Raw genomic sequence first — 19,294 nt, 5'->3', positions numbered from 1 at the left:
ACAATCTTGGCCAGCGATCCCTTCTCGACCCGACGTTTCAACCGTTTCCATGGCCGCGTGGAAAGCGACCGTCCGTGCGCGGTCCCCGGCTGCGAGGAACCGGGCGAATTCCGCGCGCCGCCGCTGGAAGGGAGCGGGGCGAACAGGGAGGGACCAAATTGGCGCTGGCTGTGCCTGGACCATGTGCGGGAATTCAACCAGGGCTATAATTTCTTCACCGGCATGAGCCCGGAGGAGATCAATGCCGCCCAGCGCCCCTATGCCGGGTGGGAGCGGGAGACGCGGGCCTTTTCCTCCAACGCCGCCAGTCCTCCGCCCAAATGGTCGGATTTTCAGGACCCGCTGGATGCCATCGGCGCCAAGTTCAAGGAACGTGTGGCGAAGGCGCGGGCCGACAATCAGGTGCGGCAGGATGGGAAGTTCCTGTCGCGGGACGATCGCAGGGCGCTGGAGGTCATGGGATTGCCGATCGATGCGGATCGCAAGGCCCTGCGCCAGCGCTATACCGAATTGCTCCGCCGCTATCACCCCGATCACAATGGCGGGGATCGAAGCCATGAAGCCTCTCTGCAAGGCGTGATCGAGGCGTATCAACTGCTCCGCAAGACAGAGGTTTTCGCCTGATCCCTCAGAGCAGGAACCAGCCGATGACCAGGCCCAGTTGGACGAGGACGATCAGTTGCAACAGCATGGAGAAGGGCTGCTTGCGCGTCTTGTGACGGAAAAGATGCCGGGCGAGCAAAGCGCCCGGTGAGCCGCCGATCAACGCCAGGCCCAGCAGATCGGCCTCGGGAATGCGGCGCCGTCCCGCGATGGCGGCGGCCTTGTCCTGCCGGAAGCGCAGCATGGTCCAGCCGTTCAGCAGCAGAAATATGAGAAATAATGTCATCGGCCCCATGAAGTCGCGATAGCGATCAGGCGGCGAATTTCCTACCGTCATGTCCGGGCTTGCCCCCGATCGCGACCGCTGCCATAGGCGCCCCCCCTTAGCTCCCGGAGAATTTCATGATGACGCCCCGCGCCCTGGGCCTTGATTTCGGCACGACCAACAGCGTGGCCGCACTTGCCGAGGACGACGGATCCGAACTGGTGGAATTTTCGGGGAAGGCGGCGGCGGGGGCGGTGTTCCGCTCGGCGCTCTGCTTCTGGCATGACGGCGATGTGAAGGGCGGCATGGCGCATGAGGCAGGGCCGTGGGCGATCGCGGAATATCTCGAATATCCGGAGGACAGCCGTTTCCTGCAAAGTTTCAAGTCGGTGGCGGCCAGCCCGATCTTCGAAAGCGCCAGCGTGTTCGAGAAGCGCTTCCGCTTCGAGGAACTGGGACAGATGTTCCTTTCCCGCATGGTCGGCCATGCGGGGGGCAGGCTGGACCGGCGGCCGGAGCGGATCGTGGTCGGTCGGCCGGTGGAATATGCCGGGGCGCGGCCCGACGAGGCACTGGCCCGGCGGCGCTATGATGCCATGTTCGCGGGCTTTGGCGACGAAATCCACTATGTCTACGAGCCGCTGGGCGCCGCGTTCAGCTACGCCAGCCGCTTGACCGAGGCGGCGACCATCCTGGTGGCGGACTTTGGCGGGGGCACCAGCGACTTTTCGATCGTGCGGGTCGAGGCGCCCGGCGCGGCACGGCGCTGCGTGCCGATGGGATCGGCGGGTATTGGCCTTGCAGGCGATCGGTTCGACTATCGGATCGTCGATCATCTGGTGCTGCCTATGCTGGGCAAGGGCGGCAGCTATCAGAGCTTCGGCAAGGAACTGGAGATACCGCGCAGCTATTTCGCGGATTTTGCCGACTGGTCGCGGCTGGCGCTGATGCGCAACCGGCGGACGATGGACGAACTGGCGCGCTTGCAGAAGGCGGCCCATGATCCCGACGCCATCGGGCGGATGATCACGGTGATCGAGAAGGAACTGGGCTATCCGCTCTACGATGCGGTAGGGTCTTTGAAGCGGCGGCTGTCGGAAGCGGAGAGTGCGACTTTCTGCTTCGAAGGCGGCGGGCTCGCCATCGAAAAGGAAGTGACGCGTGCCGATTTCGAAGGCTGGATCGCGCCCGACATCGCCCGGATCGAGGCGACGGTGGACAAGGCGCTCGCCAAGGCGGGCGTGGCGCCCGATGCCATCGACCGGGTGTTCCTGACCGGTGGCACGTCGCTGATCCCCGCGATCAGGCGGATTTTCGACCGGCGTTTCGGCAAGGAGCATATCGCGACCGGCGGCGAACTGACCTCCATCGCCCATGGACTGGCGCTGATCGGGCAGGAGGCCAATTTGGCCGAATGGGCCGCTTGATCCCGACGGCTTAAGGCCCCACTCTATCGACATGCCCGTCCCTGATGGTTAGGGCAGTGCCGACCAGACCGCTCGAAGAGACAAGAGAAATGACCGACATCCCGAACGTCCAGCCCGATACCCGCGCCGAAACGCTGTTGGCCTCGCCCGACCGCGAAGTGGATGCGCGCGACGTGTTCGGCATCGATGTCGACATGAAGATCCCCGCTTTTTCCGAGGCTGACGAACGGGTGCCCGACCTCGATCCCGCCTATGTGTTCGATCCGGACACCACGCTCGCGATCCTGGCGGGCTTTGCCTATAACCGCCGCGTGATGGTGCAGGGCTATCACGGCACCGGCAAGTCGAGCCATATCGAGCAGGTCGCGGCGCGCCTGCGCTGGCCGTGCATCCGCATCAATCTGGACGCGCATATCAGCCGCATCGACCTGGTCGGCCGCGACGCCATCGTGCTGAAGGAAGGCCAGCAGGTCACGGAGTTCCGCGAAGGCCTGCTCCCCTGGGCGTTGCAGCGGCCGGTGGCGCTGGTGTTCGACGAATATGACGCGGGCCGCCCGGACGTGATGTTCGTGATTCAGCGCGTGCTGGAAACCGACGGCAAGATGACGCTGCTCGACCAGAACCGGGTGATCCGGCCCAATCCCTGGTTCCGCCTGTTCGCGACCGCCAACACCGTGGGTCTGGGCGACACGACTGGCCTCTATCACGGCACGCAGCAGATCAACCAGGGCCAGATGGACCGCTGGAACCTGGTGGTGGCGCTGAATTACCTGCCCGCGGCGACCGAGGCGCAGGTGGTGCTCGCCAAGTCCGGCGAGTACGACCATGAGGGCGGCCGCAAGGAAGTCGAGAATATGATCAAGGTGGCGGAACTGACCCGCCAGGGATTCATCAACGGCGACATCTCGACCGTCATGAGCCCACGCACCGTGATAAGCTGGGCACAGAATGCGCTGATCTTCAAGAATATCGGCTTCGCCTTCCGCCTGTCCTTCCTCAACAAATGCGACGAGGCGGAGCGGCCGCTGGTGGCCGAATATTATCAACGCGTCTTCGGCAAGGACCTGCCCGAAAGCGTCGCGCACCGGGCGGCCTGAACCCTACAGGGAGGAAAAAGCCATGATCGTCGTCGAACGGATCGATCCGGCGGGCGGAACCGCCCATCGGATCAGCATTCGCGGCCATGAACTGATTGCGGACATGTCGGCGCCGGACGGCCATGACGCCGGGCCGGACCCGCATGATCTGTATGATTCGGCGCTGGGTGCGTGCAAGGCGATGACCATGCTCTGGTATGCGCAGCGCAACGGCATTCCGGTCGAGGACATCCATGTCGGTGTGGTTCGCGACGCGAGCGATGAGCGCAAGGGCATCTACAAGCTGACCACGCGCATCGCGCTCTCCGGTCCGTTGACCGATGAGCAGCATGACAGGCTGATCGCCGTCGCCGCGAAATGCCCGGTGCACAAGCTGATGAGCGAGGTCGAGACGCAGATCGAGACCGTCGCCGTGCCCTATGTCGGGGAAGGCGAGCGGCCGTGAGCGAAGCTTTCGCCCTGACGCCGGAGCATGGCCGACTGCCTTTGGAGAGCGCTTTCAACCTGCGCGACTTCGGCGGCTATGCGACCGCGGACGGGCGCTGCGTGAAGCGCGGCATGCTCTACAGGTCGGGGACGATGGCGTTGCTCACGGACGGGGATGCGGACCATCTCCGCTCGCTCGGCATCAGGGCGATCTGCGATTTTCGCCGCGGCAATGAGCGAACCGCCGAACCTACGCGCTGGCACGGGGCGGAGGTCGATTATTTCTGCCGCGATTATACGGAAAGCAGCGGCCTGCTGGGCGAGATGCTGAAGCGCGACGGCGCGACGGCGGACGATATGCGACAGACGATGATCGCCCTCTATCGCGTCATCCCGGTCGACCATGCCGAATCCTATCGCGCCATGTTCGCACGGATCGCGGATGGACGCGTGCCGTTGCTGATCAACTGTTCGGCGGGCAAGGACCGCACCGGGGTCGGCGCGGCGCTGGTCCTGGCGGCGCTGGGCGTGCCGCGCCAGACCATCGTTCAGGATTATCTGGCGACCAACGCCCATGCCGATTGGGACTGGCTGCTGGCGCAGCGCGACACGCTGGTGGCGCGGATGCGTTTGGCCAAGACCGCGATGCTCGAACCGCTGCTGAGGGCGGAAGCCGTCTATCTCGATACGTTGTTCGCGACGCTGGATGAAAAGCATGGCGGCGTGGACGGCTATCTGAACGACGTGCTGAGCGTGGACGCCAAGGCGCGGGACGCCATGCGCGGGATGTTGCTGGACTGATATGGCCGACCGTTCGCCCCTCGATGCCTTCAAGGACGTGCTGTCCGGCGCGGCGCGCTCGATCGCGCGCGACGCGGAGGTGGAGGTGAGCTTCACCGCCGACACGCCGCATATGGCGGGCAAGGCGATCAAGGTGCCGACGCCGGGGCGCAACCTGCCCGCCGAACAGGTGGCGTTGGCGCGCGGCTTCGCCGATGCCAATGCGCTGCGGCTGCGGCACCATAATGCCCGGATTCACAACGCCGCCGCGCCCGCCGACGCGACGGCGCGGGCCGTCTATGACGCGGTGGAACAAGCGCGGGTCGAGGCGATCGGTTCGCGGGCGATGGAGGGGGTAAGGGCGAACCTCAACCATGCGCTCGACCTGAAATTGAAGTCCGATCCGATCCGCCGGGCTCGTTCCGCCGATGAGGTGCCCTTGTCGACCGCGCTGGCGCTCAAGGTGCGCGAACGGCTGACCGGGCAGGCCGCGCCCAAGGATGTGCGGGCGGGCCTCGCCATGGTCGACCAGTGGATCGAGGACAAGGCGGGCGCCGATCTCGACGCGCTGGCCATGGCCATCGACGACCAGCGCGCTTTCCAGAAGCTGACCTCGGCCATGCTGGAGCATCTCCAGTTGATCGACGCCGACGTGCCGCCCGAAACCGACGATTCCGAACCGCAGGAAGAGGGCGAGGACGAGGAGCAGAGCCAAGAAGAGGGCGACAGCGGCGAGGATCAGGCGGGCGACAGCGACGCCTTTGCCGAAGCGCGCGCCGAGGACCAGGGCGGCGACACCGAGGACGGCGAAACCGAATATAGCGACGAGTTCGACGCCGACAGCGAAGAAGGCGCGGAGGATATGGGCGAGGAGGGCATGATGCCCGTCCGCCCGAACCGGCCGATGGGCGACCTGCCGCCGGGCTTCGACTACAAGCCCTATACGCAGCTTCACGATGAGGTCGTGACCGCCGAGGATCTGTGCGACGAGGATGAATTGCTGCGCCTGCGCGGCTTCCTCGACCAGCAATTGGTAAGCTTGCAGGGCGCGGTGACGAAGCTTGCCAACCGGCTCCAGCGGCGATTGATGGCGCAGCAGTCGCGGAGCTGGGACTTCGATCAGGAAGAGGGGCTGCTCGACGCGGCGCGCTTGGCGCGGATCGTGATCGATCCGACGCGCTCGCTCTCCTACAAGATCGAGCGGGACACCGAGTTCCGCGATACGGTCGTGACGCTGCTGATCGACAATTCGGGGTCGATGCGTGGGCGACCGATCTCCATCGCGGCGATCAGCGCCGACATCATGGCGCGCACCCTGGAGCGTTGCGGGGTGAAGACCGAGATTTTGGGCTTCACCACCCGCGCCTGGAAGGGTGGGCAGAGCCGCGAGGATTGGCTGGCCGCCGGGCGCCCGCCGATGCCGGGGCGTTTGAACGACCTGCGGCACATCGTCTACAAGAAGGCCGACGAACCCTGGCGCCGGGCGCGCAAGAGTCTGGGCCTGATGATGCGCGAGGGGCTGCTCAAGGAGAATATCGACGGCGAGGCGCTGCTCTGGGCGCATAATCGCCTGCTGGCGCGCAACGAGGAACGCCGCATATTGATGGTGATCTCCGACGGCGCGCCGGTCGATGACAGTACCTTGTCGGTGAACAGCGGCACCTATCTGGAGCGGCATTTGCGGCAGGTGATCGAGTGGATCGAGAACCGCTCGCCCGTACAGCTCGTCGCCATCGGCATCGGCCATGACGTCACGCGCTATTATCGCCGCGCGGTGACCATCATGGATGCCGAACAACTGGGCGGGACCATGGTGGAACAGCTCGCCGGACTATTCGACGAAGATTAGAAGCCAGCCTTGTTCGGGCTGGACGATGTCGAAGCCCGGCCCTTCCCTTGAAAAGAAGATCGGCAATCTCGACCTCGTCCAGGCGTCAACAAGCGTTTTGAGTAGGAGAGTGCAATGAGTGTCGCCTTTCGTCGCGAGAGCGACGAGGAGCATCTGGAACCCACGTTCGAGATTCCTTTGCCACCCGGTCCCAATTGGGTGACGGCGCGCGGCCTGCGGCTGACGCGGGAGAAGGTCGAAGCGCTGGAGGCGGTCGATACCGGAGCCATGGCCGAGCAGGATGCCAAGAAGCTGAAACGCGAATTGCGTTACTGGCGGACGCGCCTGGCGACGGCGGAAGTGCGGCCGGTGCCGGATGTTGAGACCGTGGCGTTCGGGAGCCGTGTCACCTACCGGCTGAACGGCAGGGAGAAGCGGATCGACATCGTCGGGGACGACGAGGCCGAACCGGCGGCGGGGCGCATCGCCTTCTCCGCGCCGCTCGCCCGCGCGATGATGGATGCCGAGGAAGGCGAAAGTGTCGATTTCGGTGGCAAGCCGGGTGCCATCGCGATCGTCGCGATAGAGGCCATTGTGGAGGAGTAATTCCACCTTACAGAAGAAAAAGCCCTCCAGATTGCACTGGAGGGCTTTCTTTCGATCAGGCGTTCCGGCCGGCCTCGAAGAGGAACCAGGCGCGTTCCTCGGCCTGGTCGGTCCAATCGTCGATGATGCCCTCTGTCGCATTGTCGCCCGCTTCGGTCGCGGCGGCCTTGGCAGCGCGCAGGGCCTCGACCAGCTTCAGATTGTCCTCGCGCAGTTCCTTCAGCATATCGGCGGGGGCCACATAGTCGGCGTCATTGTCGACGACCGTCTGATGCCGCGCAATGTCGCCGATCGAGCGCAACGTGGTGTTGCCGGTCTTGCGCACCCGTTCCGCGATCAGGTCGGTGGTGGCGAGGATCTGCGTGGCCTGTTCATCGAACATCAGGTGATAGTCGCGGAAATGCGGGCCGGAGACGTGCCAGTGGAAATTCTTGGTCTTGAAATACAGCGCGTAGCTGTCCGCGAGCACGCCGTTCAGCGCCTGCGCGACCGACTTGGTCGCGTTGCTGCGAAGATCCGTCGGGGTCTTGAGGTCGGGGGAGGTCATGCTTGGCTCCTGCTAGGGGACTTGGTTTCGGAGATATAATGATCTGTTACCGATAAGGTGCCATCCCAAACAATGAATTTTGCGCGGAAGTTTCGGTCAGTCTGATGGACGGATTCGATCAGGCGAGATGCAGCGCAGACACTGTTACGGCAAGGCCGATGACCAGCATCAGCACGCCACCACCGCGCCGGATGACCCGCAGCGGGAGCGCCTTGAACAACCGATCACGAAACAGCACGACGGGTACGGTCGCGGCGATGATACCGATAGCGCCGCCGGTTGCGGCCAGTGAGGGATCGGCCGTGCGGACGGCGATGCCCAGGATCAGAAATTGCGCGCCGTCGCCAAAGCCCAGGATGAACAGGCCGAGCGCGGTGGTGAGGAACGGCCCCAGTCGCCAGTTGGCCAGGACATCGGGCTGTCCGACCGGCCACAACATGCCGCCCCCCAGGAAGATGAGTGCCAGCGCCAGGAACAGCAGACGCGCGTCGGACCCCAGCATCGGCGCCAGAAAGGCACCCGCCGCCGCGCCGATGGCGGCGTTGGCGATGGCGGCGGCGGCGACGCCCGCGATCACCGCGCCGTTCCGCTGGAACCGCGCGGCCAGCGCCAGGGCCAGCAACTGGCCCTTGTCCCCGATCTCACCCACCAGGCTGCCGAGCAACGCGATCAGCAATGCGTCCATTCAGCAGCCGTCCGGTTCGGGTTCAGGCGGGCAGGTGCGTGACGCTGGCCGTGACCGGCATCGGAATGACCTGGGCGTCGGGCAGTTCCGCCGCGATCGCTTCGCGCATCAGGTCGAGATAGGACATGATCACCGGCCCGGCGCCCTGCAAGAGCAGCGCGGATTGCAGCGTCCCGGCCAGTCCCTCGACCGAATCGATGTGGAAGGCGCGTGCGACATGACGTATCTGGTCGATTTCATCGCGCAACCGCGGCACGGACACATGCCCCCGTTCCCCCGCAAGTCCATCGACGCGCCGCAGCAGATCAGCAAGAATGGCCAACATCGGATCATGGCGCATGGCGTGACTCCCCGTCCCTTAGCTCCGACTCCGCTATAGGCCGAAGCCGGTTAAGGCCGCGTAAAGTGTAGCATGGCAGCGGGATTTCGGCCACGAGCCTTGACAACATCCCGAATCTCCCTCATGAGCCGCCGCTGAAACGGGGCGGTCCCTTCCTTGAAAGAGGTTTGGGGGGCCGCTCTTCTTTTTCACGATATTCACGACCAGGGACTAAGGCCATGGCCAAGCCAGCAACCGTCAAGATTCGCCTCGTCAGCTCGGCTGACACCGGCTTCTTCTACGTCACCAAGAAGAATCCGCGCACCAAGACCGAGAAGCTGAGCTTCCGCAAGTATGATCCCGTCGTGCGCAAGCATGTCGAGTTCAAGGAAGCCAAGATCAAGTGATCTGACGGCGGCTTGCGCCGCCTGACGACATCTGGGTTCGTGGCATGACGCCCGAACGAAGAGGCCCGTCCCCTTAAGGGAACGGGCCTTTCCTTGTCGCTTGTCCTTCCGACCCGAAGGCCGGGAGGACTGCCGATCAATTGCCGACCGGCTGACCGTCGGTGCGGCGGACCACGATCGTGGACGACCGCGGCTGCTGACCCGACACCGGCCAGTTCTTGGTCGGATGCTGGATGTTGATGAAGAAGTTCTTGAGGTCCGGCGTATAGGCGATCCCGGTGATCTCGCAGCCTTCCGGACCGACCAGGAAGCGCTTGGACGCCTTGCTGATCTGGTCGACATGATACATCGAATTGTTGCCGAAGGCCTGGGTCATGGTGACCGCCGCGCCGTTCAGCGTGCCCGCATTGCCGGTGAGATTATGGTCGGTCTCGACCCACAGACGGCCCTGCGGATCGATGCGGAGGCCATCGGGACTGGAGAAATAATCGCCGCTGATGTTCCCCTTGAGGTTCGCTTCGGCCAGATTGGGATTGCCCGCCAGCAGGAAGACTTCCCAGGTGAAGCGGGTGGCGAGCGGCGAATCGCCGTTTTCGCGGAATTTCAGGATATGGCCGTGCAGGTTGGTCGTGCGCGGGTTGGCGTTGTCGGTTACGCGGCGGCCGCCATTATTGGTGAGCGTCACGAAGATCGCCTGTTTGTTCGGCGCGACCGTGATCCATTCCGGACGATCCATCAGCGTGCCGCCCGCGACGCGCGCGGCCGACTGGGTGTTGATGAGGATGTCGGCGGTACTGTTGAAGCTGACCGTGGTCGGGGTGGGCGGCGTGGTCGACTGGCTGACATTGCCGGGATCGACGGCATTGGCGACGAGGCCGTTCTGACCCTGCACCAGCGCGCGCCATTCGCCCGTGCCATCGGCATTGAAGCGCGCGACATAGAGCGTGCCATAATCGAGCATGTCGATGTTCGACGCGCGGTTGCTGGTGCTGAAGGCACGGTCCGGCACGAACTTGTAGATGCAGCCCGGCGTCGAATCGTCGCCCATATAGAAGGCGACACGGTTGTTGGCGTCGGTCATATAGGCGACATTTTCATGGGAAAAGCGGCCCATGGCGGTGCGCTTGGTCGGAGCGGCCAGTTCCTGGTAGGGGTCGATCTCGACCACCCAGCCATAATGATTGTTGGGCTGGGTCGTGTCGATATAGTTGTTTGTCGTTTCCTCGCAGGTGAGATAGGTGCCCCAGGGGGTGCGTCCCGAGGAGCAGTTGTTCAGTGTGCCCCTGATCGTCGAGGACAGCAAGCCAGCAGCGGGGCCGCCCGCGCGATAGTCGGTATTGCCGGTATAGCGCTTGTTGAAGCGCGAACCCGCCTTGACCGCGAACTTCCCGTCCGTGCCCTTGGCGATTTCCACGACCGAGACGCCGACGGCGGACAGGGCGATGGCCTTATCGGCCGCGGTGGCGGTGCCGGCATTGTAGCTGCCGCTGGAAAAGAGGATGTTATAGTCGGGCAGTTCATGGTTGATCGCCAGAAGGCCGCCGCTATTGGGATCGACGCCCGACAGGTCGAAAAATTCCATGCCGTCATGATTGCCGCCGGCCCAGAGATTGGTCTGGGTCGCGCTGGTCGGAAAGCTGCCGGACGCATAAGCGGTGCCGGTTTCGACCGAATCGCCCGCCTTAAGCAGCACGTCGACCGTATAGCCCGCAGGGACCGTGACGGTGTCGTTGGTGTTGATCGCGACCGATGCGAAGCTGATCGCATAGCTGGCGGCGGGGGTAGGCGTGGGGGTCGGAGTGGGGGTGGGCGACGCGGCATTGCCGTCATCGTCGCAGGCGGCGAGCGCACCCAGCATCGGCAGCATGGACAGGCCCAGCAGGCCGTTCTTCAACACGGTCCGGCGTGCCGGATTGGCGGCGACGATCGCCTCCAGACAATCGTCGCCGGAAGCGATCTTGGGCTGCGCATCGCGAAAGGCCGCGCGCGCCTCGTCGGTCAGATGAGACATGGATGATACCCCTGTGTGCATTTCGGGTGTCGGCGGAACGCCGCGCCCTTGCGGTTCGGGGGCATGGCAGAGCGACATGACGCCAAGGCTGCAACGGCGAGACGGATTGATGAAAGCCGCGTGACTGTCCGGCGACAGGCGACCGGAGGAGATGGAAAGCGGAGCGGCAGTATTTGAGTGTCTGGCAGGCAGGAGTACGATGCGCTCAAGGACTATATAGCCCATAGCAGGCTTGACTCGCCTGCTAGAGCAGCGCGTTCACCTGTTCGACGAAGCGCAGCACGGAAATCGGCTTGGACACATAGGCCTGGGCGCCTGCTCCGCGAATCCGTTCCTCATCGCCTTGCCCGGCATAGGCGGTGACGGCCATGATCGGCACCGATGACAATTGGGGGTCGCGCTTCAGGGAGATGATGAGTTCCAACCCGCTGATATGCGGCAGGTGGATGTCGGTGATCACCAGGTCGGGATGGAATTCCCGCGCCTGTGCCAGCAGGTCGCGCCCGTCCCGCAGCGGCAGCACCTCTCGCCCGTGCGCGCGCAGCAGGTCACAAAAAAGTTTGAGATTGAGTTCGTTGTCCTCGACAACGAGCACGCGCTTTGCCACCAGTCACCCGAGTTTGAAGAAATACGCAAAAATAATGGAAGCGTGCCCCCTTAAGCCCGCCCTTCGTTGAGAACAATCATGCGCCCCGACATTAACCATGGCAAGCGGCATAGCCCAGGCGAGACGCGAGAGCCATCCATCCTCGCGCTGATGGCGCTGGCCTGGATATTGGCGGACGATCGCCGGGCCGACCGGCTGCTGGCACTGACCGGGCTGGATGCCGACGCGTTGCGCGCGGGCGTGGGCGATCCGGCGATTTTGGGAGAGGTGCTGGGTTTCCTGGCCGATCATGAGCCCGACCTGGTCGCCTGCGCCGAAAGCATCGACAGCACGCCCGAAGCGCTGATCGCCGCGAAGGGGGCCCTCATAGCATGAACCGCCCGCTGATCATCACCGACTGCGATGAGGTGCTGCTGCACATGGTGGTACCGTTCCGGGAGTGGCTGGACGAGACGCACAATGTCCATTTCGACATGCGCGAGCGCGGCTTTGCTGAGGCTTTGCGGCACAAGGACAGCGGCCTCCCGCTGGAACGGGCTCTGGTGTGGGAGTTGTTGATCGGCTTCTTCGATACCCAGATGCATCGCCAGACGCCGATCGGGGGGCCGTGGAGGCGCTCGGCCGCTTGGGAGAAATCGCCGATATCGTCGTCCTGACCAACATTACCGAACGGCATCACCGGCAGAGGGAGGTGCAGCTTGCGTCCCATGGCCTGCCCTTCCCGGTCCACTGGAACCAGGGCGGCAAAGGCCGGCCGCTGGCCGCCATCATCGCTGAGCGCCAACCTGGCGTTGCCCTGTTCATCGACGATCTGGCGGAGCATCATGCCTCCGTGGCGGATCATGCGCCCGGCGTCTGGCGGCTGCATATGGTGGGTGAACCGGAAATCGCCGCCGATGTCGCCGCCGCGCCGCTCGCCCATGCCCGGATCGACGGCTGGGCCGCCGCCGAAGCCTGGATCGCCGCCCGCCTGGCCGACGGACCGGCGCCTGAAACCTTCCCGACCATTCAAGGAGTCTCCGCATGAGCATCGAAACCCGCCTGACCGAACTGGGCATCACCCTGCCCCCCGCCGCCGCGCCGGTCGCCGCCTATGTCGCAGCGGTCGAGGCCAACGGCCTGCTGCATATTTCCGGGCAGATTTCCCTGTCCGACGGCCAGTTGATGACCGGACGGCTGGGCGAGGACCGCGACCTCGACTATGGGGTCAAGGCCGCGCGGGCGTGTGGCCTGAACCTCATCGCCCAGATGAAGGCGGCGCTCGGCAGCCTCGACCGGGTCGAGCGGATCGTGAAGCTCGGCGCATTCATCAGCAGCACGCCCGAATTCACCGACCAGCCCAAGGTCGCCAATGGCGCCTCCGAACTGATGGTCGAGATTTTCGGCGATGCCGGAAAACATGCGCGTAGCGCCGTGGGCGTACCGGTGCTTCCGTTGGGCGCGGCGGTCGAAATCGACGCGATCATCCTTGTCCGCCCGGCCTGATGCCCCTTCCTTCCTGACCGCCCGCCCCTTCGCCCATCGCGGGCTGCATGGGGCGAGGGTCAGCGAAAACGGCATGGCGGCCTTCTCGGCCGCCATTGCCGGCCATTTCGGCATCGAATGCGATGTGCGCCTCAGCCGCGACGGCGTGGCGATCGTCTTCCACGATGCCACGCTCCAGCGCATGGCGGGCGCGGCGGGCGCGGTATGCGACCATGATGCCACGACGATCGACCGGCTGACGTTGCCCGATGGCGGCACCGTCGCCCGCCTTCGCGACCTGCTCCATATATGCGGGACGGATGTCCCCCTGCTCATCGAGATCAAGGTCGAGGGGCGGCATGTCGCCCCCATCTGCGCGGCGGTGGCCGAAGAGCTGGAACGACGTCCCAAGGCCCTGGCAGCGGTCATGTCCTTCAATCCCATGGCGGTCCGATGGTTCACACGCCACCGGTCCGATGTCGTGCGCGGGCTGGTCGTCACGGAGCGGAACAGGCGCGGCTGGCGCGCGGGGATCGGCCGTGCCCTTGCACTTTGGGCAGCGAAACCCGATTTTATCGCCTGTGATATTCGCGACCTGCCCTCGCCCCTGTCCACGCGCCTGCGCCAGCGGGGGACGCCCGTGCTGACATGGACCGTGCGCAGCGAGGAGGAGCGCGCGCAAGCCGCGCTGCACGCCGATCAGATCATTTTCGAGGGCGCCGCATGACCGAATGCGTGGCGCGTGTGGCCAGGGGCGTGGCGCAGTTGCCGCGCGAAGAATGGGATGCCTGCGCCGGCACGGGCAATCCGTTCATCTGCTGGGATTTCCTGACCGCGTTGGAGCGGTCGGGCAGCGTCGGCGGCAATAGCGGCTGGCAGCCCCTGCCACTGGCGATAGACGGGCCGGATGGACGGATCGTTGCCGCCGCGCCGCTTTACGGCAAGACCCATAGCCAGGGCGAATATGTGTTCGACCATGGTTGGGCCGACGCCTGGGAACGGGCAGGCGGGCGCTATTATCCCAAGATCCAGATCGCCGCGCCCTTCACGCCCGTACCGGGGCCGCGCCTGCTGCTGCGCGACGACGGTTTCGCCCCGGCGCTGATCGCGGGGATCGAGGCGGTGGTGGAGCAGAATGCGCTGTCCTCCGCCCATGCGACGTTCATCGCCCCGGAACAGGTGCCGCTGTTCGAAGCGGCGGGCTGGCTGATCCGGGAGGACAGCCAGTTCCACTGGACCAATCGCGGCTATGGCGATTTCAGCGATTTCCTGGCCGAGCTGTCCAGCGCCAAGCGCAAGAATATCCGCAAGGAACGCGAGCGCGCCGTGGAGGGGCTGGAGATCGTCCACCTGACGGGCGACGCGCTGACCGAAGCGCATTGGGACGCCTTCTGGACCTTCTATCAGGATACCGGCGCACGCAAATGGGGACGGCCCTATCTGACCCGCGCCTTTTTCTCGATGCTGAGCGAAAGCATGGCGGACCGGGTGCTGCTGGTGCTGGCTTTGCGGAATGGCAGGCCGATCGCGGGCGCGCTCAACCTGATCGGCGCGGATGCGCTTTATGGGCGCTATTGGGGCTGCACCGAGGAGGTGCCCCATCTGCATTTCGAGCTTTGCTATTATCAGGCGATCGACATCGCCATCGCACGGGGCCTTCGACGTGTGGAGGCCGGGGCGCAGGGCGGGCACAAGCTGGCGCGGGGCTATGCGCCCGAACCGACCTTCTCCGCGCATTTCATCCCCAATGAAAGCTTCCGCCAGGCTGTCGCCGACTTTCTGGAAGCCGAGCGGCTGGGCGTGCAGCGCGACCGGGACTGGCTGACCGAACGGACCCCCTTCCGCAAGGAGGATGCGCGGCCGGACTGAGCCCGTTCAGGCTGCGCGCAACTGCGTCATCGCGATCACCGCGCGCGCCTGGCGCTGAGCCTCGGCGATTTCGCGCGCCGACATTTCTCCGGCGATTTCCGCGCGCATGGCTTGGCCCTCCTCGCTGCCTTTGAGAGCCGCAAGGTTGAACCATTTATGCGCCTCGATCAGATCGACCGACAGATCGCCCGTGCCGCAGCTATAGGCCACACCCAGCTCGAAACAGGCTTCCGCCGTTGCGCCCGCCGCATTGGAAAGGCGGCTTTCCATCAGAAATTGCGCGTTTTTCAGACTATTCGCCATAACCCAATTCCCCCTGTGGAATCGTCACGATGGTTTTCGACAGGCGACAGGCTGCACCGGCTGCGGCTAAAAAATGGTTAACGACAATTTCGGGAATTGTCGGGCGAATGACGGAAATAGTGTGCCCGAAAGGGTTAACGTCATCCCCCACCCACTAAAGGGGTGGCGCCAACCGGCGAATGTCCCCATAGCGCCTGCCATGACCGATCGGCCCGAAAACGCTACGGCGCTCCCAAAAAAGGACATAGCTTTCCGCGAATTCGTGATGCTTTGCGCCTGCCTGATGGCGATGAACGCGCTGTCCATCGATCCGATGCTGCCTGCCCTGCCGGAGATCGGGCGCGATCTGGCGATCCCCCATGCCAATGACCGGCAGTTGATCATCAGCGTCTATTTTCTGGGGCTGGGTTGCGGATCGCTGCTGTTCGGCGTGCTGTCGGACCGATTCGGGCGCAAGCGGGTGCTGGGCAGCGCGATGGCGCTGTTCATTCTGTCCGCTATCGCCTGCGCCGGAGCGCAGAGCTTCGCCATGATGCTGGCCGGGCGCGCCTGCGCCGGTTTCTTCGCGGGAGCGAGCCGGGTCATCACCGTGAGCATCGTCCGCGACCGCTTCAAGGGCGACGCCATGGCACGGGTGATGTCGTTGATCTTCGCCGTGTTCATGCTGATTCCGGTGATGGCGCCGACCTTCGGCCAGGCAATATTGTGGATCGCACCGTGGCGCTGGATTTTCTGGGCGCTCGCGATCCTGGCGACATTGATCCTGCTGTGGATGATCACCCGCTTGCCCGAAACGCTCCATCCCGACAATCGGCTGCGCATGAACGCGGGCGCGATCTGGCGGACCGTCGGCACGATCGTGCGTACGCGCAGTTCGATCGGATATATGCTGGCGAGCGGCGTGGTGATGAGTGGGCTGATCGGCTTCATCCTGTCGGTGCAGCAGATCTTCTTCGACATTTTCGACGCGCAGAAGATCTTTCCCTTCGCCTTTGCTGCGATCGCGGGCAGCATGGGGATCGGCAGCCTGCTCAACAGCCGCCTCGTCTCCCGCTTCGGTGCGCGGCGCCTCAGCCAGACGGCGCTGCTGGTTCTGGTGCTCATCAATCTGGCCCATCTGGCGGTTGTCCTCTCGGGATATGAGACGATCGTGAGCTTCATGATCCTACAGTCCCTGACCATGATGACGGTGGCCTTCACCGCGTCCAATTTCAGCGCGATCTCGATGGAGCCTTTCGCCAGGGGGGCGGGCGTCGCTTCTTCCTTTCAGGCGTTCCTGACCACCGCCGTATCGAGCGCCCTGGGTAGCATGGTAGGTCGCGCCTTCGACGCGACGACGATGCCGCTGACACTGGGGCTGGTCATATTCGGCTCGGTTTCCTTCCTGATCGTCGCATGGGCCGAGAGGGGAAAATTGTTCACCCGGCCCCATCATGGGGTGCTGCGCGATCCGGAATTCGAGCTGATACGCTAAAAAAGAAACGGGGCGGTTTCCCGCCCCGTTTCCATATGCTCAGGCGTCCTGGCCGCCGGGCGTGTGCGCGCCCGGCATGGGCGGCACCGGCAGCGGCGGAATACCGACATCCTGCTCATGCGTTTCGACGATGCCGCGTCCGACATGGCTCTTGCGATAACCATAGATGAAATAGAGGACGAGGCCGAGGCCACCCCAGATCGGCAGCACCAACTGCGCATCGACGGGCAGGTTGAAGAAGAGGAACACGCAACCGAACGCCGCGGTTGGCGCGACCCCCCAGACCAGCGGGGTCCGGAACGGCCGCGCCCGGCCCGGTTCCTTGACGCGCAGCACCAGCACCGCGATCGACACCATGAAGAAGGCGAAGAGCGTGCCGGAGTTGGAGATATCCGCCAACTGCCCGACGGGCAGCAGCGCCGCCCCGATGGCGACGAAGACGCCGGTGACCATGGTGACGACATGGGGCGTCTTGAACTTCGGATGGATGCTGGCCAGCTTTTCCGGGAGCAGGCCGTCACGCGCCATGACGAAGAAGATGCGGGTCTGGCCGAACATCATCATCAGGATGACCGAGGGCAGCGCCAGATTGGCGGCAAGGCCGAGCGCATTGCCCACGACCGTCCAGTTGATTTCGCGCAGCACGTGGGCCAGCGCTTCGTTGGAGCAGACCAGATCCTTGGCATGGGCGGCAGTGGCGCAGGCGGCGGCAAAGCCCTGCGAACCCGGCGCCACGATCGAACCGTCGGGGCCGAGGACGGGCTGCGCGCCGATCGCGCCGATCGCGCCGGCGGCGACCAGCAGGTAGAAGATGGTGCAGAGCGCGAGCGAGCCGATCAGGCCGATCGGCACGTTGCGCTGGGGATTTTTGGTTTCCTCCGCCGCGGTCGACACAGCGTCGAAGCCGACATAGGCGAAGAAGATCGAGGCGGCGGCGCCGACAATGCCCATGCCGCTCGTGCCCTCCGGACCAAACCAGCCATTGGGCGCGAAGGGCGAGAAATTGCCGGTCTTGAGCGCCGGAAGGGTGAGGATGATGAAGGCGGTGAGCGCCGTCACCTTGATCGCGACCAGCACGGCGTTGACGCGGGCGCTTTCGGTGGTGCCGATCACCAGCAGCGCGGTGACCGCCAGCGCGACGAAGATGGCAGGAATGTTGATGAAGCCATGGCTGAAATCGGCATGGGGAAGGAGGCCGTTCATCGTCCAGACCGGCCCGGCGGATAGGGCCTGTGGCAGCTCAAGCCCGGTTATACTTTTCAAAAGCCCCATGAAATAGCCTGACCAGCCGACCGACACGGCGCTGGCGGCCACCGCATATTCCAGAATCAGCGCCCAGCCGACCATCCAGGCCAGCAATTCGCCGACCACGGCATAGGTATAGGTGTAGGCCGATCCCGAAACCGGCACCATCGATGCGATTTCCGAATAGCAGAGCGCGGCGAAGGCGCAGACCGCGCCCGCGATCATGAAGCTCCACATCATGCCCGGCCCGGCCTTTTGCGCGGCGGCGGCGGTCAAAACGAAAATGCCGGTGCCGATGATGGCACCGACACCCAACAGCGTCAGCTGGATCGGCCCCAATGTGCGGACGAGCGATTTCTTCTCGGCCGTGGCCAATATGGCATCCAGAGGCTTTATGCGCCCGAAAATCATGATGGAGCCCTTTATATCTGATGTTTTTTGCCCGGGCGGCCGTTGCGGCCGCTCCCCTTTTGTGATGAAGCGGAGACTATCGCCTAATCTGGCGCGCGCAAGTATGTTGCGCATTCAGGACATGGATCAAAACTGCTTTCCATGCGGACCCAAGGGAGTGACGGATGATCGAATTGCTGCGGGCGCCGGCCTTGGGCGATGTGAAGCATGGCTTTGCCGGGCGGCGCGGCGGCGTTTCGACCGGGGTTCATGCCGGGCTGAATGTCGGCCTGGGGTCCGCCGACGAGCGGGAAGCGGTACTGCGCAACCGCGACCTCGCCCGCGACGCGTTGCTGCCCGGCGCGACGCTGGTGACGGTGCATCAGGTGCATTCGCCCGATGTCGTGACCGTCACCGCGCCGATTCCGGAAGACGACCGCCCTTCCGCCGACGCCATGGTGACGGACCGTCCGGGGCTGATATTGGGCATATTGACGGCCGATTGCGTGCCGGTGCTGTTCGCAGACATTCAGGCGGGCGTGGTGGGCGCGGCCCATGCGGGGTGGAAAGGGGCGATCGGAGGCGTCACCGATCGCACCATCGCCGCCATGGAGGCGCTGGGCGCGGTTCGCGGCCGGATCGTCACCGCGATCGGCCCGTGCATCGGCCGCGCCTCCTATGAGGTGACGCTGGATTTTGCGGCGCGGTTCGCGGCGGAGGATGCGGAGAATGACCGTTTCTTCAGCGCCGGGCGCGAGGGGCATTGCCAGTTCGACATCGCCGCCTATGTCGCCGCCCGTCTGGCCGGAGCCGGGATCGGACGGATCGAAATGCTGGACGAAGATACCTATAGCCAGCCCGAACGATTCTACAGCTACCGCCGCTCCTGCCATCGCGGCGAACCGGATTATGGCCGGCAAATCTCCATGATCGCGCTCTGA

At 64.5% G+C, this 19,294-nt stretch carries 22 protein-coding genes and 1 pseudogene; 15 read left to right on the top strand and 8 right to left on the bottom strand.

Annotated elements, in window-relative coordinates; translation table 11 throughout:
• Window positions 1–6: 6 nt before the first annotated feature.
• Window positions 7–624 carry a J domain-containing protein gene (locus CAF53_RS08105; RefSeq protein WP_100237791.1) on the top strand — a complete coding sequence of 206 codons (618 nt, stop codon included), beginning with the start codon at window positions 7–9 and terminating at the stop codon, window positions 622–624.
• 4 nt (window positions 625–628) lie between these two features.
• Here CAF53_RS08105 and CAF53_RS08100 read toward each other — a convergent pair whose 3' ends face one another.
• On the bottom strand, window positions 629–940 hold the full coding sequence (locus tag CAF53_RS08100; protein WP_242443406.1) for a DUF1294 domain-containing protein: 312 nt from the start codon (window positions 938–940) through the stop codon (window positions 629–631).
• 65 nt (window positions 941–1,005) lie between these two features.
• On the opposite strand from CAF53_RS08100, the gene CAF53_RS08095 reads away from it, so the two are divergent.
• The 6 genes from CAF53_RS08095 (at window position 1,006) to CAF53_RS08070 (ending at window position 7,032) form a co-directional block, all read left to right on the top strand.
• Window positions 1,006–2,295, top strand: a complete 1,290-nt coding sequence (locus CAF53_RS08095; protein WP_100237790.1) for an Hsp70 family protein — start codon at window positions 1,006–1,008, stop codon at window positions 2,293–2,295.
• A gap of 89 nt (window positions 2,296–2,384) precedes the next feature.
• Entirely contained in the window at window positions 2,385–3,392 is a 1,008-nt protein-coding gene (cobS, locus tag CAF53_RS08090; protein ID WP_046762162.1) for a cobaltochelatase subunit CobS, read from the top strand.
• Window positions 3,393–3,414: 22 nt separating this feature from the next.
• The gene (locus CAF53_RS08085) at window positions 3,415–3,837 is read left to right on the top strand and encodes an OsmC family protein (protein ID WP_100237789.1); all 423 of its coding nucleotides are present in this window, start codon (window positions 3,415–3,417) and stop codon (window positions 3,835–3,837) included.
• Window positions 3,834–4,619, top strand: a complete 786-nt coding sequence (locus tag CAF53_RS08080; RefSeq protein ID WP_100237788.1) for a tyrosine-protein phosphatase — start codon at window positions 3,834–3,836, stop codon at window positions 4,617–4,619. The genes CAF53_RS08085 and CAF53_RS08080 overlap by 4 nt, the downstream gene beginning before the upstream one ends.
• Before the next feature lies 1 nt (window position 4,620).
• A complete protein-coding gene (cobT, locus tag CAF53_RS08075; protein WP_100237787.1) occupies window positions 4,621–6,447 on the top strand; it encodes a cobaltochelatase subunit CobT in 1,827 nt (608 codons plus the stop codon).
• 114 nt (window positions 6,448–6,561) lie between these two features.
• Entirely contained in the window at window positions 6,562–7,032 is a 471-nt protein-coding gene (locus CAF53_RS08070; protein WP_100237786.1) for a GreA/GreB family elongation factor, read from the top strand.
• A 55-nt stretch (window positions 7,033–7,087) separates the two neighbouring features.
• On the opposite strand, the gene CAF53_RS08065 is transcribed toward CAF53_RS08070, so the two are convergent.
• From CAF53_RS08065 to CAF53_RS08055, 3 genes are all read right to left on the bottom strand, one after another.
• Window positions 7,088–7,579 (bottom strand): DNA starvation/stationary phase protection protein, encoded by a 492-nt coding sequence (locus CAF53_RS08065; protein ID WP_046762157.1) that lies wholly within the window; start codon window positions 7,577–7,579, stop codon window positions 7,088–7,090.
• 118 nt (window positions 7,580–7,697) lie between these two features.
• On the bottom strand, window positions 7,698–8,264 hold the full coding sequence (locus CAF53_RS08060; protein WP_100237785.1) for a TMEM165/GDT1 family protein: 567 nt from the start codon (window positions 8,262–8,264) through the stop codon (window positions 7,698–7,700).
• 22 nt (window positions 8,265–8,286) lie between these two features.
• The gene (locus CAF53_RS08055) at window positions 8,287–8,604 is read right to left on the bottom strand and encodes a hypothetical protein (protein WP_046762155.1); all 318 of its coding nucleotides are present in this window, start codon (window positions 8,602–8,604) and stop codon (window positions 8,287–8,289) included.
• 218 nt (window positions 8,605–8,822) lie between these two features.
• Here CAF53_RS08055 and rpmG point away from each other — a divergent pair, with 218 nt between their 5' ends.
• A complete protein-coding gene (rpmG, locus tag CAF53_RS08050) occupies window positions 8,823–8,990 on the top strand; it encodes a 50S ribosomal protein L33 (protein ID WP_007687342.1) in 168 nt (55 codons plus the stop codon).
• Between the two features lie 136 nt (window positions 8,991–9,126).
• Here the strand turns inward: rpmG and CAF53_RS08045 are convergent, their stop codons facing one another.
• Window positions 9,127–11,001 (bottom strand): PhoX family phosphatase, encoded by a 1,875-nt coding sequence (locus tag CAF53_RS08045; protein ID WP_100237784.1) that lies wholly within the window; start codon window positions 10,999–11,001, stop codon window positions 9,127–9,129.
• 244 nt (window positions 11,002–11,245) lie between these two features.
• On the bottom strand, window positions 11,246–11,608 hold the full coding sequence (locus tag CAF53_RS08040) for a response regulator (RefSeq protein ID WP_197707380.1): 363 nt from the start codon (window positions 11,606–11,608) through the stop codon (window positions 11,246–11,248).
• A gap of 78 nt (window positions 11,609–11,686) precedes the next feature.
• Here CAF53_RS08040 and CAF53_RS08035 point away from each other — a divergent pair, with 78 nt between their 5' ends.
• From CAF53_RS08035 to CAF53_RS08015, 5 genes and pseudogenes are all read left to right on the top strand, one after another.
• A complete protein-coding gene (locus tag CAF53_RS08035; protein WP_100237783.1) occupies window positions 11,687–11,983 on the top strand; it encodes a DUF3572 domain-containing protein in 297 nt (98 codons plus the stop codon).
• Window positions 11,980–12,635, top strand: a pseudogene (locus CAF53_RS08030) (HAD family hydrolase). Before CAF53_RS08035 ends, CAF53_RS08030 begins: the two are co-directional and overlap by 4 nt.
• Window positions 12,632–13,093: a RidA family protein gene (locus CAF53_RS08025; protein ID WP_100237782.1), complete on the top strand. Its 462-nt coding sequence runs from the start codon at window positions 12,632–12,634 to the stop codon at window positions 13,091–13,093. Before CAF53_RS08030 ends, CAF53_RS08025 begins: the two are co-directional and overlap by 4 nt.
• Complete coding sequence (locus tag CAF53_RS08020; protein WP_100237781.1) at window positions 13,077–13,799, top strand: glycerophosphodiester phosphodiesterase family protein; 723 nt, start codon at window positions 13,077–13,079, stop codon at window positions 13,797–13,799. Before CAF53_RS08025 ends, CAF53_RS08020 begins: the two co-directional genes overlap by 17 nt.
• A complete protein-coding gene (locus CAF53_RS08015) occupies window positions 13,796–14,941 on the top strand; it encodes a GNAT family N-acetyltransferase (RefSeq protein ID WP_100237780.1) in 1,146 nt (381 codons plus the stop codon). The genes CAF53_RS08020 and CAF53_RS08015 overlap by 4 nt, the downstream gene beginning before the upstream one ends.
• Before the next feature lie 6 nt (window positions 14,942–14,947).
• On the opposite strand, the gene CAF53_RS08010 is transcribed toward CAF53_RS08015, so the two are convergent.
• Entirely contained in the window at window positions 14,948–15,244 is a 297-nt protein-coding gene (locus CAF53_RS08010) for an SEL1-like repeat protein (protein ID WP_046762147.1), read from the bottom strand.
• Window positions 15,245–15,443: 199 nt separating this feature from the next.
• Between CAF53_RS08010 and CAF53_RS08005 the strand changes: the two genes are divergently transcribed.
• Complete coding sequence (locus CAF53_RS08005) at window positions 15,444–16,718, top strand: multidrug effflux MFS transporter (protein ID WP_100237779.1); 1,275 nt, start codon at window positions 15,444–15,446, stop codon at window positions 16,716–16,718.
• Window positions 16,719–16,757: 39 nt separating this feature from the next.
• Here the strand turns inward: CAF53_RS08005 and CAF53_RS08000 are convergent, their stop codons facing one another.
• Window positions 16,758–18,374 (bottom strand): amino acid permease, encoded by a 1,617-nt coding sequence (locus CAF53_RS08000; protein ID WP_100237778.1) that lies wholly within the window; start codon window positions 18,372–18,374, stop codon window positions 16,758–16,760.
• Between the two features lie 164 nt (window positions 18,375–18,538).
• Here CAF53_RS08000 and pgeF point away from each other — a divergent pair, with 164 nt between their 5' ends.
• Window positions 18,539–19,294, top strand: a complete 756-nt coding sequence (gene pgeF, locus CAF53_RS07995) for a peptidoglycan editing factor PgeF (protein ID WP_100237777.1) — start codon at window positions 18,539–18,541, stop codon at window positions 19,292–19,294.

The organism is Sphingobium sp. LB126, assembly GCF_002795205.1.
GTDB lineage: Bacteria > Pseudomonadota > Alphaproteobacteria > Sphingomonadales > Sphingomonadaceae > Sphingobium > Sphingobium chungbukense.
This window is presented reverse-complemented; position numbering and strand designations above follow the sequence as displayed.

What these genes read in the sequence shown, in the direction of transcription:
- CAF53_RS08100 (WP_242443406.1), bottom strand. Translation starts at nt 940, where the DNA reads ATGACGGTAGGAAATTCGCCGCCTGATCGCTATCGCGACTTCATGGGG.
- CAF53_RS08095 (WP_100237790.1), top strand. Translation starts at nt 1,006, where the DNA reads ATGATGACGCCCCGCGCCCTGGGCCTTGATTTCGGCACGACCAACAGC.
- cobS (WP_046762162.1), top strand. Translation starts at nt 2,385, where the DNA reads ATGACCGACATCCCGAACGTCCAGCCCGATACCCGCGCCGAAACGCTG.
- CAF53_RS08085 (WP_100237789.1), top strand. Translation starts at nt 3,415, where the DNA reads ATGATCGTCGTCGAACGGATCGATCCGGCGGGCGGAACCGCCCATCGG.
- cobT (WP_100237787.1), top strand. Translation starts at nt 4,621, where the DNA reads ATGGCCGACCGTTCGCCCCTCGATGCCTTCAAGGACGTGCTGTCCGGC.
- CAF53_RS08070 (WP_100237786.1), top strand. Translation starts at nt 6,562, where the DNA reads ATGAGTGTCGCCTTTCGTCGCGAGAGCGACGAGGAGCATCTGGAACCC.
- CAF53_RS08065 (WP_046762157.1), bottom strand. Translation starts at nt 7,579, where the DNA reads ATGACCTCCCCCGACCTCAAGACCCCGACGGATCTTCGCAGCAACGCG.
- CAF53_RS08060 (WP_100237785.1), bottom strand. Translation starts at nt 8,264, where the DNA reads ATGGACGCATTGCTGATCGCGTTGCTCGGCAGCCTGGTGGGTGAGATC.
- CAF53_RS08055 (WP_046762155.1), bottom strand. Translation starts at nt 8,604, where the DNA reads ATGCGCCATGATCCGATGTTGGCCATTCTTGCTGATCTGCTGCGGCGC.
- rpmG (WP_007687342.1), top strand. Translation starts at nt 8,823, where the DNA reads ATGGCCAAGCCAGCAACCGTCAAGATTCGCCTCGTCAGCTCGGCTGAC.
- CAF53_RS08045 (WP_100237784.1), bottom strand. Translation starts at nt 11,001, where the DNA reads ATGTCTCATCTGACCGACGAGGCGCGCGCGGCCTTTCGCGATGCGCAG.
- CAF53_RS08035 (WP_100237783.1), top strand. Translation starts at nt 11,687, where the DNA reads ATGCGCCCCGACATTAACCATGGCAAGCGGCATAGCCCAGGCGAGACG.
- CAF53_RS08025 (WP_100237782.1), top strand. Translation starts at nt 12,632, where the DNA reads ATGAGCATCGAAACCCGCCTGACCGAACTGGGCATCACCCTGCCCCCC.
- CAF53_RS08015 (WP_100237780.1), top strand. Translation starts at nt 13,796, where the DNA reads ATGACCGAATGCGTGGCGCGTGTGGCCAGGGGCGTGGCGCAGTTGCCG.
- CAF53_RS08010 (WP_046762147.1), bottom strand. Translation starts at nt 15,244, where the DNA reads ATGGCGAATAGTCTGAAAAACGCGCAATTTCTGATGGAAAGCCGCCTT.
- CAF53_RS08005 (WP_100237779.1), top strand. Translation starts at nt 15,444, where the DNA reads ATGACCGATCGGCCCGAAAACGCTACGGCGCTCCCAAAAAAGGACATA.
- CAF53_RS08000 (WP_100237778.1), bottom strand. Translation starts at nt 18,374, where the DNA reads ATGATTTTCGGGCGCATAAAGCCTCTGGATGCCATATTGGCCACGGCC.
- pgeF (WP_100237777.1), top strand. Translation starts at nt 18,539, where the DNA reads ATGATCGAATTGCTGCGGGCGCCGGCCTTGGGCGATGTGAAGCATGGC.